The sequence below is a fragment of the Micromonospora sp. DT47 genome (assembly GCF_049844475.1).
In the GTDB taxonomy this organism is placed as follows: Bacteria; Actinomycetota; Actinomycetes; order Mycobacteriales; family Micromonosporaceae; genus Micromonospora.
On the sequence record NZ_JBNCLC010000001.1, the window covers coordinates 220,004 to 235,585 of the forward strand.

Here is a 15,582-nt window from a genome sequence, read left to right on the forward strand (position 1 = left end):
CCTGGAGTCGTTGCGCCCCCGCCGGAGGCGCCAGTAGCCACGACCGGCCCACCGCCGCGACTCGCCGTGCGGACCCGGCGTGCCCTTCCCTGCGCCGCGCTGCTCGGGCGCGGCGTGGCCGGCTGCCGGCCGGCCCGCGAACCTCAACCACTCTCGGCGCCACCGTCTGCGGCGGCCCCGGGCATCCCGCTTTCCGCGCCAGCCGCCGGGCGTGTTGCGTGGCCGGCGTGGAGCGACAGCGGAGCGTCGGACGCGCGCCCAGGCGGCGGCGCGTGCGGCCCGTCAAGGGCCGCCTTGAAGACGTACAGAAACTTTGAACCGATTGGCCGGCAGCCGCCGGCGACTCGCTGCTGAGACCATCGATGGGTGGACGAGCCGGTGACGAGCACGGCCGCTGGCCCTGTCGGGCATGAGGACACCTCGCAGCAGGAAGCCGTGTCGTTCCGCGCTGCTCTGCGGCGATCGGCCATGGGCCTGGCCTTCGGGGCTGTTTACGTCCTGGCCACCTCATGGTTCTACTCGGACGGGCTGCTGGCGTTGTTAGTTGCGCTGATGTTTCTGCGTCAGCAGGATGATCGGCGGTCGTGGTGGGCGCTTGCGGCAGCGCTACTGATCGCGGTGCCTGCGGCCCTCATCGCTGAGGTGATGTTGAACGGATGGTTGTCGCAGCCTTGGGACGGCTTCCTGGTCTCCGTACTCGGTGCCCTACCCGGAAGCGTTGCCTACGCCGCCGTCACTCAGATTCAGCCCAAGGCACAGGGACCGAACGTTTGACAGGAAGAGGAGCGTCGGCGTCGCCGGCAGCCGACTGCCAGCCCGCCTCACCTCGGCGGCTGCGTGGCAGCGTCGCTGCCCTGCTCGCGCCACTGGCCGCCTTCGGCTTGGACGAGACGCCGGATCATCTGCCGGGCCTCGTCCTCGTCTTTCGCGACCGGGTCGGGCGTCCACTGCGCCGATCGAACTTCCGCCGGCGGGTCTGGCTGCCGGCGCTGGTCCGTGCCGGGCTGCTCGGCCAAGTCGTCAACGCCAGGCCGCATCGGTACCGGGCGGTCTGGCCCGCGAGATGGCATCGAGTGGTCGGCGGAGTTCACCACCGAGCGGGAGGCGGTCGCCTTCGTGGCGGCCAAGGCCGTCGGCGGGATGCGCTTCCACGATCTGCGGCACGCCTACGCCACGTGGCTGGTCACGGACGGCGTCCCGGTCAACTTCGTTTAGAGGGTCATGGGCCACGAGCAGGCGTCGACGACGCTGGATCGTTATACGCACACTCCGGCTGACTATGCCGCTCGGATCTTGGATGCGTTCACGCTGCCTGCTGACGATTCGCTGACTCCAGCGCCGATCCGCCCAGCGAGAGCCTGCCCGGCAGCAGGGGAGAGTCGCTGTGACCTGCGTCGGAGCGCTTACCCCAGATAGGGACGACCCCCGTCGGGGGGAGACGGGGGTCGTCGGGAGGTTCGGCTCCGGGGGGGGTTGAGCCGAACCCACTCAGCGGCCGCGGGGGGTGCAACCGCCGAGGGTCTGCCAGTTGGCCGAGACATGAATACTCGGCGTGGGGACAAGCATGCCCGAGCAGAGTGTTCACGTCGAGTGCCGTCGACCCCACTCACTGCGAAATCGTGATCACAGCGTGTGACCGTCGTCACGTTTCGCAGCCGTTGGTGGGAGGTGCCTGCAGGTCCAGAGGGGTGTTGACCCCGGGCACCCGCCGACGTTAGTCCATCGGGCTAGACTTTCGCGCCGTGGGCCGAAGTGCCGCTTTCTTCGATCTGGACAAGACCGTCATCGCCAAGTCGAGCGCCCTGGCGTTCGGTCGGCCGTTCTACCGGGACGGGCTGATCACCCGGCGTGACGTGGTCAAGTCGGCGTACGCGCAGCTGATGTTCCGGCTGGGCGGCACCGACGAGCAGACCATGGCCAGGACCAGGGACTATCTCGCCACGCTCTGCAAGGGCTGGCAGGTGGAGCAGGTCCGCCAGATCGTCGCGGAGACGCTGCACGAGCTGATCAACCCCTACGTGTACGCCGAGGCCGCCGTCCTGATCGAGGAGCACCAGGCGGCCGGCCGGGACGTCGTGCTGGTCTCCGCCTCCGGCGACGAGATGGTCCGCCCGATCGGCGAGCTGCTGGGCGTGACCGACGTGATCGCCACCCGGATGGCGGTCAAGGACGGCCGCTACAGCGGCGAAGTGGAGTTCTACGCGGCCGGCCCGAGCAAGGTCGAGGCGGTGAGCGAGCTGGCCATCGCCCGCGGGTACGACCTCGCCGACTCGTACGCCTACTCCGACTCGTACAGCGACCGGCCGCTGCTGGAGTGCGTCGGCCATCCCACCGTGGTCAACCCGGACCGGGCGCTGCGCAAGCTCGCGGTGGAAAACGCCTGGCCGGTGCTGGAGTTCCGGCACCCGATCCCGCTGGGCCGCCGGCTGCGGGAGCGCCCGGCCGTGCCGGTCGCCGCGGCGGCGCTCGGCGTCGGCGTGGGAGTGGCCATCGGCATTGCCTGGTACGGCCGGCACCGCCGGGCCAAGGTCGCCCCGGTCGCCTGACCGGCACCGGCCACCTCTCGCGGGGCGCGGGGTCAGGTGGCGGCGAGGATCTCGTCGCCGGCCACGGTGAGCTGGTCGGCGCCCACCTCCACCGCGCTCATGTAGTGCCGCAGCCAGGAGCGCAGCCCATCGGCGGTGCCGGTGGCGAACGCGCCGGCCGCGCCGACGTACTCCGGTTCCCGCTCGCGGTGGCCGACATCGACCGCGACCAGCCCGCGCGGGTCGAAGCCGCGGGACATCAGCACCAACCGGGCCGCGGCCCGGGCCACCACGCCGGACGGCCCGGCGAACGGGCGCAGGTTCAACAGCTCGCCGTGCACGACGGCGGCCAGCACCAGCGGGGACACCTGCGTACCGCCGGCGACCAGCCCGGCCAGCCCGTCCAGCCGCGCGCCGACCACCGGGTCGGCGACCGGCCGACCCAGCTCGGACTCGGCCACCACGTCCCGGGCGGCGAGCACGTGCAGCTTCGCGAGCGCCTGCCGGGGCGCCTTCGGCCAGAGCTCGGTGAGGCCGGGCAGCGCCCCGGCCACCCGGAGCGCGCCCTGGAGCACCGGCTCGGTGACGGTGCCGGCGCGGACCGCCTCGCGCTCGTGGTCGTACCCCTCCAGGGCGGCGCTGGCCACCGCGGACCGGAGGCTGGCCTCGGCCGCGACCTGGCCGCCGTGCCGGCGCAGCGCGCGGTGCCGCATCGCCTGGTCGACCCGCTCGCGGGCCCGCTCGACGGCGGGGGCAATGTCGGCGAGCGCGAGCAGCGGGGCGAGCGGATCGGTGGTCACCCCGCCACGCTAGCGACCCACCCGGCCCGGCCGGCCGCCACCCGCCGGTAGGGCGACCCGGACCACCCGCCGCCCCGGCCGCGTCTCCGCGGCGCTCGCCGAGGACGTCGCCGCGCCGCTCCGGCCGCCGGGCGCGCGGCGGGGGCCGCTGGGCGCGTGAGCAGTTGCCGAGTTGTCGCGGGCGCCGCGCGCCGCGACTACCCTCTCCGGGGTAGGAGACGCAGGTCACGCGACGAAGGAGTCACCGCATGAGCGAGGCATTGGCCAACCTGCTGAACGAGACGCGCCAGTTCCCGCCGCCGGCCGCACTCGCCGCGGAGGCCAACGTCACCGCCGACGCGTACGCGGAGGCCGCCGAGGACCAGCTCGCCTTCTGGGAGAAGCAGGCCGACCGGCTGGCCTGGGCGAAGCGGTGGGACCAGGTGCTCGACTGGTCGCACCCGCCGTTCGCGAAGTGGTTCGTCGGTGGCCAGCTCAACGTGGCGTACAACTGCCTGGACCGGCACGTGGAGGCCGGCCGGGGCGACAAGGTGGCGATCCACTGGGAGGGCGAGCCGGGTGACACCCGCGACCTCACCTACGCCGACCTGCACAAGCTGACCTGCCAGGCGGCGAACGCGCTGACCGAGCTGGGAGTCACCGCCGGCGACCGGGTGGCGATCTACCTGCCGATGATCCCGGAGGCGGCGGTCGCGATGCTGGCCTGCGCCCGGATCGGCGCCACCCACAGCGTGGTCTTCGGCGGCTTCTCCGCCGACGCGTTGACCAACCGGATCCAGGACGCCTCCGCCAAGGTGGTGATCACCGCCGACGGCGGCTACCGGCGGGGCAAGCCGTCCGCCTTGAAGCCGACCGTGGACGAGGCGGTGGCGAACTGCCCGTCGATCGAGCACGTGCTGGTGGTCCGCCGCACCGGTGAGGACGTCGCCTGGTCGGCGAAGGACCACTGGTGGCACGAGACGGTGGAGACCGCGCCGGCCGAGCACGCCGCGCAGCCGTTCGACGCCGAGCACCCGCTCTTCATCCTCTACACCAGCGGCACCACCGCCCGGCCCAAGGGCATCCTGCACACCACCGGCGGCTACCTGACCCAGACGGCGTGGACCACGCACGCGGTCTTCGACCTGAAGCCGGAGACGGACGTCTACTGGTGCACCGCCGACATCGGCTGGGTCACCGGGCACTCCTACATCGTGTACGGCCCGCTCTCCAACGGCGCCAGCCAGGTGATGTACGAGGGCACCCCGGACACCCCGCACAAGGGTCGGTTCTGGGAGATCGTCGACAAGTACAAGGTCAGCATCCTGTACACCGCGCCGACGCTGATCCGCACCATGATGAAGTGGGGCGAGGACATCCCGGCCGGCTACGACCTCAGCTCGCTGCGGCTGCTCGGCAGCGTCGGCGAGCCGATCAACCCCGAGGCCTGGATGTGGTACAGGCAGCACGTCGGCCGGGGTGAGCTGCCGGTCGTGGACACCTGGTGGCAGACCGAGACCGGCGCGATCATGATCTCCCCGCTGCCCGGCGTCACCGCGGCCAAGCCGGGCAGCGCGATGACCCCGCTGCCGGGGATCGTCGCTGACGTGGTGGACGACCAGGGCCAGTCGGTGCCGAACGGCGGCGGTGGCTACCTGGTGCTGCGTGAGCCGTGGCCGTCGATGCTGCGCACCATCTGGGGCGACGACAACCGGTACATCGAGACGTACTGGTCCCGGTTCGAGGGGATGTACTTCGCCGGTGACGGGGCGAAGAAGGACGACGACGGGCACATCTGGCTGCTCGGCCGGGTCGACGACGTGATGCTGGTGTCCGGGCACAACATCTCCACCACCGAGGTGGAGTCGGCGCTGGTCTCGCACCCGTCGGTGGCCGAGGCGGCGGTGGTCGGCGCGACCGACCCGACCACCGGGCAGGCGATCGTCGCCTTCGCCATCCCGCGCGGCACCGCGGACACCGCCGGCGAGGCGGGCGAGAAGCTCATCACCGAGCTGCGCAACCACGTGGCGAAGACGCTCGGGCCGATCGCCAAGCCCCGGCAGATCATGCTGGTGCCGGAGCTGCCGAAGACCCGCTCCGGCAAGATCATGCGCCGGCTGCTGCGGGACGTCGCGGAGAACCGGTCGCTGGGCGACGTCACCACGCTCCAGGACTCCTCGGTGATGGAGCTGATCTCCTCCGGCATGGGCGGCGGCAAGTCCGACGAGGACTGACGGCAGACGTACACATCGGTGGGTGGCGGTCCGCACGGACCGCCACCCACCGTCGTTTCGGTGGACATCCACCGGGCTGATCGGATAATCGCCGTGGCCAACCTCTTGTTATTCGGCAACTTTCTGAATTACGTTCACGCAGGTCGAACCCGAGCGGACAACTCCGCCGTCCCGCAGGGGCCCGGTTTCGGCACCTCCTCCCCCCATGCCCGAGAAACGGAGCGGCATGAACACATCCCCGAAATCCGGGTCGCGTCGACGCATACTCGTCGCGCTACCCGCCATCGCGCTCGCGGCCACGACACTGACCGTGTCGGGCAGCGCTGCCGCGGAGAACGCCGATCCGGTCCGGGCGACCATCGGATCGGACGAGTTCTACATCAACTACGCCGAGCCGGCGGTGCAGCCGGACACCCGGGGTCCCGAGGTCAAGGGCAAGGGCGGCATCTACGCCCCGGCGCTCGACGAGGCGAAGGCGTACGACCAGAAGTTCGCCACCGGCAACCCGGTGACGGCGCGGCAGCTGGCGAAGCTCGAGGCCAAGTCGATCAAGACCGGGCAGAGCCCGCGTCAGATCAAGCAGGCCACGGGCACCCAGACCGCCAAGCTGCTGACCCTGCTGGTGGAGTTCAACGACCAGGCCAACGACGACTTCACCGACGTCATGGTCCCCAAGACGGTTTTCGAGGACCGGAGCTGTGTCCCCGGCACCGTGCAGAACGGGCCGCGGCACAACAACATCCCCGACCCGGCGTCGCTGGCGCACGAGGACAACAACTCGATGTGGGTGCCGGACTTCTCCGCCGAGCACTACAACAAGATGCTGTACACCAAGGAGGGCATCACCGAGCGGGTGCGCCCGGACCTGACCGGACCGGACGGCAAGCCGGGCGTCAGCCTCGCCGGCCGGACGATGCACAACATGTACCTGGAGATGTCCAAGAACGCGTACACGGTCGACGGGCAGGCCAGCCCGTGGATCACCGTGCCGCACTCCGAGGGCTGGTACGCCGCCTCCCGCTGCATCCAGGACGAGAACGGCAACTGGGTCGCCGGGCGCCAGCAGTCGATGAACGGACACCCGGACAACCCGCTGGGCGCGGGCCGGCTGGCCACCGACGCGATCGACTCGCTGGCCAAGATGGACCCGAGCTTCCCGTGGGCCGACTACGACATCGAGGACCAGGGCGACCGGGACGGTGACGGCAACGTCAACGAGCCGGACGGCGTGATCGACCACCTGGTGCTGGTGCACGCCGGCCAGGGCAAGTCCCGCGGCGGCGGCGCCGAGGGCGTGTACGCGGTCTGGGCGCACTCGTCGGCGGTCGCCGGCGGGTACGACATCCCCGGCACCAACCTCAAGGTCTCGAACTACATCGTGCAGCCGGAGGACGCCGGCGTCGGTGTCTTCGCTCACGAGTTCGGCCACGACCTGGGCCTGCCGGACCTCTACGACACCTCCGGCAACGCCGACTCGGACGTCGACTTCTGGGACCTGATGGCCTCGGGCTCGCACTCCGGGGAGATCTTCCAGGCGCTGCCCACCCACATGGGCCTCTGGGACAAGTGGGTGCTCGGCTGGGCCGAGCCGCTGAACGTCAACCCGGGCGCCGACCCGCGGGACGTCCAGCTGGGCCAGACCTCGCGCACCCCGGTCGGCACCAAGGACGGCATCAAGATCAACCTGCCGAACAAGGTGATCACCATCGCGCAGCCGCACAGCGGCGGCAACATGTGGTACAGCGGCGCCGACCAGGACTGGGCCGACGTGAAGCTGACCCGCCAGGTCAGCGTGCCGACGGCGACCGACGCCAAGTTCTGGATGTGGAACAACTACGTCATCGAAGAGGACTGGGACTACGGCTTCGTCGAGGTCTCGACCAACGGCGGGGCGAGCTGGTCCGAGCTGAAGGTCTACGACGCCGCCGGCAAGCTGGTCTCCACCGACGACGGGGACTCCGACCCGAACGGTCGGTTGGCCGACTACGGCGGCAAGAAGTACGGCCTCACCGGTGACAGCCACGGCTGGCGGCACGACTACGTCGACCTGTCGGCGTACGCCGGCACGACGGTGCAACTGCGGCTGCGCCAGGCCACCGACGCCGGGTTCCTGGAGCGCGGCTGGTTCGCCGACGACTTCTCGGTGACCGGCGGCGGCGCCACCACCTGGAGCGACGACGTCGAGAACGGCGCCAACGACTGGACCCAGACCGGCGGCACCTGGACCGACACCACCGGCGCGGGTTGGCACATGGATTCCGGCACCCAGGTCAAGGCGCACTACTACCTGGCCGAGTGGCGCAACTTCGACGGCTTCGACAAGGGCCTGAAGTACGCGTACGACACGGTGTACTCGCACGATGCGTGGAAGGTCGACAAGCTCTCGTACAACGCTCCCGGCATGCTGGTCTGGTACCGGGACACGACGTGGGGCAACGTCAACCACGCCACGGCGCAGCTGACCGCGCTGCCGAGCTACGGCGCCAAGGGCGGGCTGCTGATCGTCGACTCGCACAACGAACCGCTGCGCCGGCAGGGCGAGGCGGCCGTGAAGGACCCGTCGACGCTGGACAACCTGCCCAGCCGTCCGCAGTCGGCGAACGCGGCCTTCTCGCTCAACTCCACGTACCCCTTCAAGGAGTGCCTGGAGGCGGCGGGCGAGCTGTACAGCGAGTACTGCACCAACTTCGGCGCCCAGCCGGCGGTGTCGGGCTTCACCGACGCCAAGGGCTGGTACCCGGGCATTGAGGTCCGTGGCGGGGGGCTGTTCGCGCGGGACAACGACGCCTCGGTGGTCATCCCGTCGAAGGGCGGCGCGCCCTACACGACCCGGATCACCAACCCGGACGGCAGCCCGGCGACGGGCCTGTACGGCACGAACCTCGGGTTCACCGTCCTCGGCTCGGGCAACCCGGGCGACCTCGGGGTCAACTACGGCGTCTCGATCACCATCCTGAAGGCCGCGAAGGACAACTCGTACGCCACGGTCCGCGTGACCGCGGCAAACTGATCCGTCCGGTTTCGTCTAACGGGACACACGGCGGGGCCCGTCCGGAGCACACTGCTCCGGACGGGCCCCGCCCTCTTACGTGGCCCGCATTTCTCTGCCGATCCGTGTGACATTTTTGCGGGCTGCTGCGCTCCCCTATGGGGACTCCATAATCGCCGTCACGCTAAGTGATCGTCGCTGAAACGTAACGTGAATCGGCGGCGCTTGGCTGTGCCGATTGGCCCCGTTATGCCCCTGAATGATGGCGGGGTCCTTCCATATTTGACCCGTGACAACTGTCAAATCCTCTGTCATCGTGAGGGACGCATCACATGACACTCGTGGCTTCGGCCACGCACGTCATGTAACAGGTTCCACAGAGGAGGAGGACCTTTGAGGAGACGAGTCACGGCGGGCCTGGCTTCGGCTGCGGCCGCGCTGCTGGCGGCCGGCGTCGTCACGGCCCCGGCCTCCGCCGCACCGGCGGCGGAGCCCACCCCCGGTGCCGACAAGGCGAAGCACGGCAAGGACAACCTCCCCGATCCGAAGGCGGATCAGCAGCGGGAGGTGCGCAAGCAGGCCATCGCCGATCTGCTCCAGGGCAAGGCCAAGCTGCAGACGCGCAACGGCTCCAAGGTCATCCAGGTCAAGGACGACCTGTTCGTCGAGTACCAGCAGGCGCCGAAGACCGACCCCATCTTCACGATGCTGGTCGAATTTGGCGACAAGATCGACCCGCGGACCGGCGGAGCCGTCGGCCCGAAGGTCAACCAGATCCCCGAGCCGGACCGGAACTGGGACGGCAGCGCCACCGACGACAACAGCACCCTGTGGCGGTCCGACTTCAACCGGGCCCACTACCAGGACATGATGTTCGGTCCTGGCGAGTCGATGCGGGACTTCTACTCCAAGCAGTCCGGCGGGCGCTACACCGTCAACGGTGACGTGAGCGACTGGGTCACGGTTCCCTACAACGAGGCCCGGTACGGCAGCAATGCCATCTCCGAGGCCGACGGCTACTGGAACTTCGTCAAGGACAGTTCCACGTCCTGGTACGACGCCCAGATCAAGGCCGGCAAGACGCCGCAGCAGATCAAGGACTACCTGGCCCAGTTCGACATCTGGGACCGGTACGACTTCGACGGCGACGGCAACTTCAACGAGGCCGACGGCTACATCGACCACTACCAGGCGGTGCACGCCGGTGAGGGCGAGGAGGCCGGCGGCGGCGCCGAGGGCGAGGACGCCATCTGGTCGCACCGGTGGGCCGCCTTCCCGAACCTCGCGGGCTCCGCGGGTCCGGCGGGCAACCTCTCCGGTGGTGTGCAGATCGGCGACACCGGGATGTGGATCCGTGACTACACCACGGAGCCGGAGAACGGCGGTCTGGGCGTGTTCGCCCACGAGTACGGCCACGACCTCGGCCTGCCGGACCTCTACGACACCGCCGGCGGCGACAACGGCGTCGGCTTCTGGAGCCTGATGTCCTCGGGTTCGTGGCTGAGCCACGGTACCGACGACATCGGGTCGACCCCGGGCTACATGGACCCGTGGTCGAAGCTGTTCCTCGGTTGGCTGAACCACACGACCGTGGAGTACGGCAAGGGCAGCACCCAGGTGACGCTCGGCCCGGCCGGCGACAACGACGGGCCGAAGGCCCAGGCGGTCGTGGTCAACCTGCCCTCGCAGACCCAGACCACCTCGTACAACACCCCGTTCGCGGGTGCGAACGAGTGGTGGGGTGGCAGCGCGGACGACCTGAACACCACGCTGGCCCGTCAGCTGGACCTGACCGGTGCGACGTCCGCGTCGATCACCGCGAAGGCCTGGTACGACATCGAAGAGGACTACGACTACCTCTACGCCGAGGTGTCCACCAACGGTGGCGCCACCTGGGCTTCGCTGAGCAACTCGCTGATCGACTCCGGCGAGACCGGTGTCGACGGCTCCACCAGCGGCAACTGGGTCGACCTGACCTACGACCTGTCGGCGTACGCCGGGCAGACCGTGCAGTTCCGTTACCGCTACCAGACCGACGGCGGCGTGCACCTCGCCGGCGCGTTCCTGGACAACGTGTCGCTGGTCAAGAACGGCTCCGCCGCCTGGACCGACGACGCGGAGGCGCTGGACGCGGCGTGGACCGCGAAGGGCTTCACCCGGATGACCGGCTCGGTCACCGACGTGTACCCGCGCTTCTACATCGCCGAGAACCGGACCTACGTCGGTTACGACGACACCCTGCGGACCGGTGGGTACAACTACGGCTTCACCAACACCCGCCCCAACTGGGTGGAGCGGTTCTCGGTCCAGCCCGGCATGCTGGTCTGGTACGTGAACTACGCGTACGGCGACAACAACACCTCGCAGCACCCGGGCTACGGCCTGAACCTGCCGGTGGACGTCCGGCCGGGTCAGATCAAGGTCGGCGGCCAGGGCACCATCAGCAACCGGCGCAACGGCTACGACGCGACGTTCAGCCTGTACACCAAGCCGGCCCAGACCTTCCACCGCAACAGCGTTGCGGTCACGGTCCCGGCGCTCGACCCGAACCCGCTCTTCACCGACAGCGGGACGAACAAGTACTGGAACAGCAGCAACCCGTGGAACTCGGTGAAGGTGGCCGGCACCGGCACCAAGATCGAGATCCTGAAGCAGGGCACCAACCCGACCGACGACATGGTCGTGAAGGTCAGCAACTGATCGACTGATCGACCAGCGGGGCCGGAGGCGGAGACGCCACCGGCCCCGCTGCTTTGTGCGCCACCGCAATCTGATCGAACCCCGTCACTGCGATTCGCGCCTCGCAGGTCCTTGCTGCTCATCAACGTTGATGACCGGTCGGGGTATGACGGTGAAAAGCATTCCCAACAACTTCTTGCAACAAATCGACGTACACATCTTCCCACTCGTCCCGGCAGTGTCTATGTTCACCATTGGTCCCACTAGTGGGACGTCTTCACCGGCCCGTACCCCGTTGGGCCGGTTCCCTCACACCGGAGGTACCACGTGCGCAAAGTCGCAGTGGGTCTGCTCGGGCTTTCGCTGACGGCGACGGGACTGGTGACGGGCACGTCCGCCAGCGCGGCGCCGACGCCGAAGTTGCCGGCAGCCGCCCCGTCGGTTGCCGAGCCTGCCCATGTCGATCACGATCTGCCCAACCCGCTGGAGGACAAGCGGCGGGCGCTGCGCCAGGAGGGCCTGAGCGAGGTCCTTTCCGGCGAGGCCAAGGCGCAGAAGATCAACGGCAGCACGGTCGTCAAGGTCGGCAAGACCCAGGTCGAAGGGCAGACCGCCCGGACGGCGAAGGCTGCCGCCCTGACACAGGACCAGTACGTCGAGCTCTCGCGTGAGCGCACCGACAGGATCTTCGTGATCCTCGCGGAGTTCGGCAACGAGCGGCACCCGAGCTACCCGGACCAGGACACCGACCCGGACACCCCGGGCCCCATCCGGTTCGACGGGCCGCTGCACAACGAGATCCCGGCGCCCAACCGGGCGGTGGACAACTCCACCGTCTGGCAGGCCGACTACAACGCCGACCACTACCGGAAGCTGTACTTCGGCACCGGTCAGGGCGACGAGTCGCTGAAGCAGTACTACGAGGCCCAGTCCTCGGGTCGCTACAGCGTCGACGGCGAGGTCACCGACTGGGTGAAGGTGAAGTACAACGAGGCCCGGTACGGCCGCTCCGGCGGACAGCCCTGCGCCTCGAACGTCTGCACCAACACCTGGGCGCTGGTCCGCGACGCCGCCAACGAGTGGGTCGCCGACCAGAAGGCTCAGGGTCGCTCCGACGAGGAGATCGCCGCCGACGTCAAGGCGATGGACCAGTGGGACCGATACGACCACGACCAGGACGGCGACTTCAACGAGTCGGACGGCTACATCGACCACTTCCAGATCGTCCACTCCGGCGGTGACGAGGCCGACGGTGACCCGTACCAGGGTGAGGACGCCATCTGGAGCCACCGCTGGTACGCCTTCGCGTCCGACCAGGGCAGGACCGGCCCGGAGGACTTCCCGGCCGGCGGCACCCAGATCGGCAACACCGGCGTCTGGATCGGCGACTACACCATCCAGCCGGAGAACGGTGGCCGCAGCGTCTTCTACCACGAGTACGGTCACGACCTCGGTCTGCCGGACGACTACAACGTCATCAGTGGTGGGGACAACAACAACGAGCACTGGACCCTGATGGCCCAGAGCCGGCTCGGCGCCAAGAACGACGGCGGCATCGGTGAGCGGGGCGGCGACCTCGGCGCCTGGAACAAGCTCCAGCTCGGCTGGCTCGACTACGAGGTCATCGTGGCCGGCCAGAAGCGCACCCTGGAGCTCGGGCCGCAGGAGTACAACTCGCCCAAGGCGCAGGGCGCCGTGGTGGTGCTGCCGGACCGTGAGTACACCTTCCAGAACGGCAAGCCGTTCGAGGGTACGAAGCAGTACTTCTCCGGCAACGACGACGACCTGAACAACACGATGACGCGGACCATCGACCTCACTGGGAAGACCAGCGCCGCGCTGTCGATGAAGGGTCGCTACAACATCGAAGAGGACTTCGACTACCTCTTCTTCGAGGCGTCCACCGACGGCGGCCAGACCTGGTCCACGCTGCCGGGCACGGCCAACGGCAAGGCGCTCAAGGAGATCTCGGCCGGTCGCTTCGCCCTGGACGGCTCCACCGACGACCAGTGGGTCGACGTCAACATCCCGATGAACGCCGTCGCCGGCAACGTCGTGCAGTTCCGGCTCCGCTACCAGACCGACGGTGGCCTCTCCGCGGGCGGCTTCTACGGTGACGCGATCACCGTGACCGCCGATGGGCAGACCCTGCTCACCGACGGTGCCGAAGCCGGTGCGAACGGCTGGACCCTCAACGGCTGGAGCGCCGTCGAGGAGACCTACACCCGCATGTTCGACAACTACTACATCGCCGGCAACCGGTCGTACGTCTCGTACGACCAGTACCTGAAGACCGGCCCGTACTTCTTCGGCTACGCGAACACCCGGCCGGACACCGTGGACCACTACGCGTACCAGCAGGGTCTGCTGATCTCCTACTGGAACCTCCGGTGGGCCGACAACGACACGTTCGCCCACCCGGGCGAGGGTCGTAACATGATCATCGACGCGCACCCGCGGCCGATCTACAACCTGACCGGCAACGCCTGGCGGGCCCGCGTTCAGGTCTACGACGCGCCGTTCAGCCTGAAGAAGGCCGACTCGTTCACGCTGCACATCAACAGCCAGCCGCAGTACATCCGTGGCCAGGCCGCGCAGCCGCTGTTCGACGACACCCAGAAGTACTGGTACGCGGAGCTGCCGAACCACGGCGTCAAGCTCCCGGCCACCGGCACCAAGATCAAGGTCCTGGAGCAGGACGGCACCTCGCTGAAGGTCCGCTTCTCCTGAGCCACTGATCAGCGCTACACCGATGCCCGGGCAGGTCACCTGCCCGGGCATCGCCCTTTCGGCACCCCGGCCGGCCGAACGAGGTGACGAACGGGCGGAACCGGGCGGGCCTCCGGCGACTCTCATCGGGGTGACACCACGTACCGCCGGGCCGCCGGCCGCCCTCGCGCTGGCGCTGCTCGTCCCCCTCGCCGGCTGCGCCGGGAACGGAGGCCCCGTGTCCGACGATCCGACGCCACCCACCCCGCCCACCTCGGCCACGCCGGCATCCTCGCCGCCGCCCCTGCCCGCGACCGCGCCGTCCGGCACCCCGGTCGCGCCCGCCGACCGGCCCACCCCGCTCTCCGCCACCGAGCTGCCGACCCTGCGACGGCCGACCGGCCCGCCGAAGGAGCCCACGGACACCAGGTCGACCGACGTGGTAGCCGGCCGGATCACCCGCGGCGGCTCCGGGCCGTGCTACGGCCTGGTCACCGACGACGGCAGGGAGTACGCCCTGCACGGCCCCGGGATGGGCAGCTTCGCCGCCGGCACCACCGTGCTGGTCACCACCGGACCGGCCGATCCGGCGCACGACTGCGGGCCGGGCACCCCCGCGAGCATCGTGAAAATCAGTCGGGTCGGCTGACCGCGGCACGGCGATCCCGGCCACCCACCGGGTCGGCGGGATGGTCAGCCGTCACCGGGGTCCTAGGCTGTGGCACATGACCGAGCAGCGTGGCGGACCCGTCGACGAGTCCTGCGTCCTGACCGAGGGGCCGTGGACGCACCGGTTCGTCGGCGCGAACGGCAGCCGGTTCCACGTCGTCGAGGCGGGAACCGGCCCAATGGTGCTCTTCCTGCACGGCTTCCCCGAGCACTGGTGGGCCTGGCACGAGATCCTCCCGGCGGTCGCCGACGCCGGCTTCCGGGCGGTCGCCGTCGACCTGCGCGGCTACGGCGCCAGCGACAAACCACCCCGGGGGTACGACGGCTACACCCTCGCCGCCGACGTCGCCGGCCTGATCCGCGCCCTCGGCGAACGCTCCGCCACCCTGGTCGGCGCCGGCGCCGGCGGCCTGATCGCCTGGACCGCGGCCTCCTTCCACCCCACCCTGGTCCGGCGGCTGGTGGTGCTCGGCGCGCCGCACCCGCTGCGGCTGCGGGCCGCGATCTTCGCCGACCCGCGCGGGCAGTTCGCCGCCGCCACGCCGGCGCTGAGGTTCCAGCTCCCCCGCTACGAGCACGTGCTGACCCGGGACGGCGGCGCCGCGGTCGAGGAGATGCTGCGCCGCTGGGGAGGGCCGCGCTGGGTGCGGGGGCCGGAGTTCGACGCGTACGCGGAGCGCTGCCGGGAGGCGATCCAGATCCCGCAGGCCGCCTTCTGCGCCATGGAGGGCTACCGGTGGGCGTTCCGGTCGGTGCTGCGCCTGCACGGCTACCGGTTCGTCCGGCTGATGCAGAAGCCCCTGGTCACCCCGACCCTGCAACTGCACGGGTCGCTCGACGTCGCCTCGCTGCCCCGCACCGCCCAGGGCTCCGGCCGGTACGTCACCGCCCCCTACGAGTGGCGGCTGCTGGACGGGGTCGGGCACTTCCCGCACCTCGAGACCCCCGAGGTGGTGCTCGGCGAGATCCTGCGCTGGGCTAAGTCCTGAGCCGCGGGA

General features: G+C 69.7%; 10 protein-coding genes. 8 read left to right on the top strand and 2 right to left on the bottom strand.

Annotation, left to right across the window (positions count from 1 at the left end):
* Positions 1–366 precede the first annotated feature (366 nt).
* The gene (locus ACLQ2U_RS01145) at positions 367–774 is read left to right on the top strand and encodes a hypothetical protein (protein WP_425748597.1); all 408 of its coding nucleotides are present in this window, start codon (positions 367–369) and stop codon (positions 772–774) included.
* 47 nt (positions 775–821) lie between these two features.
* Here the strand turns inward: ACLQ2U_RS01145 and ACLQ2U_RS01150 are convergent, their stop codons facing one another.
* A complete protein-coding gene (locus tag ACLQ2U_RS01150) occupies positions 822–1,016 on the bottom strand; it encodes a hypothetical protein (protein ID WP_425748598.1) in 195 nt (64 codons plus the stop codon).
* 726 nt (positions 1,017–1,742) lie between these two features.
* Between ACLQ2U_RS01150 and ACLQ2U_RS01155 the strand changes: the two genes are divergently transcribed.
* Positions 1,743–2,546, top strand: coding sequence for an HAD family hydrolase (locus tag ACLQ2U_RS01155; RefSeq protein WP_425748599.1), 804 nt, complete (start codon positions 1,743–1,745; stop codon positions 2,544–2,546).
* A 32-nt stretch (positions 2,547–2,578) separates the two neighbouring features.
* On the opposite strand, the gene ACLQ2U_RS01160 is transcribed toward ACLQ2U_RS01155, so the two are convergent.
* Entirely contained in the window at positions 2,579–3,325 is a 747-nt protein-coding gene (locus ACLQ2U_RS01160; RefSeq protein WP_425748600.1) for an oxidoreductase, read from the bottom strand.
* A gap of 248 nt (positions 3,326–3,573) precedes the next feature.
* On the opposite strand from ACLQ2U_RS01160, the gene acs reads away from it, so the two are divergent.
* The 6 genes from acs (at position 3,574) to ACLQ2U_RS01190 (ending at position 15,573) form a co-directional block, all read left to right on the top strand.
* Positions 3,574–5,538 (top strand): acetate--CoA ligase, encoded by a 1,965-nt coding sequence (acs, locus tag ACLQ2U_RS01165; RefSeq protein WP_425748601.1) that lies wholly within the window; start codon positions 3,574–3,576, stop codon positions 5,536–5,538.
* Between the two features lie 310 nt (positions 5,539–5,848).
* A complete protein-coding gene (locus ACLQ2U_RS01170) occupies positions 5,849–8,548 on the top strand; it encodes an immune inhibitor A domain-containing protein (protein ID WP_425748602.1) in 2,700 nt (899 codons plus the stop codon).
* Between the two features lie 372 nt (positions 8,549–8,920).
* Complete coding sequence (locus tag ACLQ2U_RS01175; RefSeq protein WP_425748603.1) at positions 8,921–11,227, top strand: immune inhibitor A domain-containing protein; 2,307 nt, start codon at positions 8,921–8,923, stop codon at positions 11,225–11,227.
* Between the two features lie 321 nt (positions 11,228–11,548).
* Positions 11,549–13,936 carry an immune inhibitor A domain-containing protein gene (locus tag ACLQ2U_RS01180; RefSeq protein ID WP_425748873.1) on the top strand — a complete coding sequence of 796 codons (2,388 nt, stop codon included), beginning with the start codon at positions 11,549–11,551 and terminating at the stop codon, positions 13,934–13,936.
* A gap of 130 nt (positions 13,937–14,066) precedes the next feature.
* Positions 14,067–14,564 carry a hypothetical protein gene (locus ACLQ2U_RS01185; protein ID WP_425748604.1) on the top strand — a complete coding sequence of 166 codons (498 nt, stop codon included), beginning with the start codon at positions 14,067–14,069 and terminating at the stop codon, positions 14,562–14,564.
* Positions 14,565–14,640: 76 nt separating this feature from the next.
* Positions 14,641–15,573 (top strand): alpha/beta fold hydrolase, encoded by a 933-nt coding sequence (locus ACLQ2U_RS01190; RefSeq protein ID WP_425748605.1) that lies wholly within the window; start codon positions 14,641–14,643, stop codon positions 15,571–15,573.
* Positions 15,574–15,582 lie beyond the last annotated feature (9 nt).

Bases quoted from the DNA above. Each gene is read 5' to 3' on its own strand.
- acs (WP_425748601.1), top strand. From the start codon at position 3,574: ATGAGCGAGGCATTGGCCAACCTGCTGAACGAGACGCGCCAGTTCCCG.
- ACLQ2U_RS01190 (WP_425748605.1), top strand. From the start codon at position 14,641: ATGACCGAGCAGCGTGGCGGACCCGTCGACGAGTCCTGCGTCCTGACC.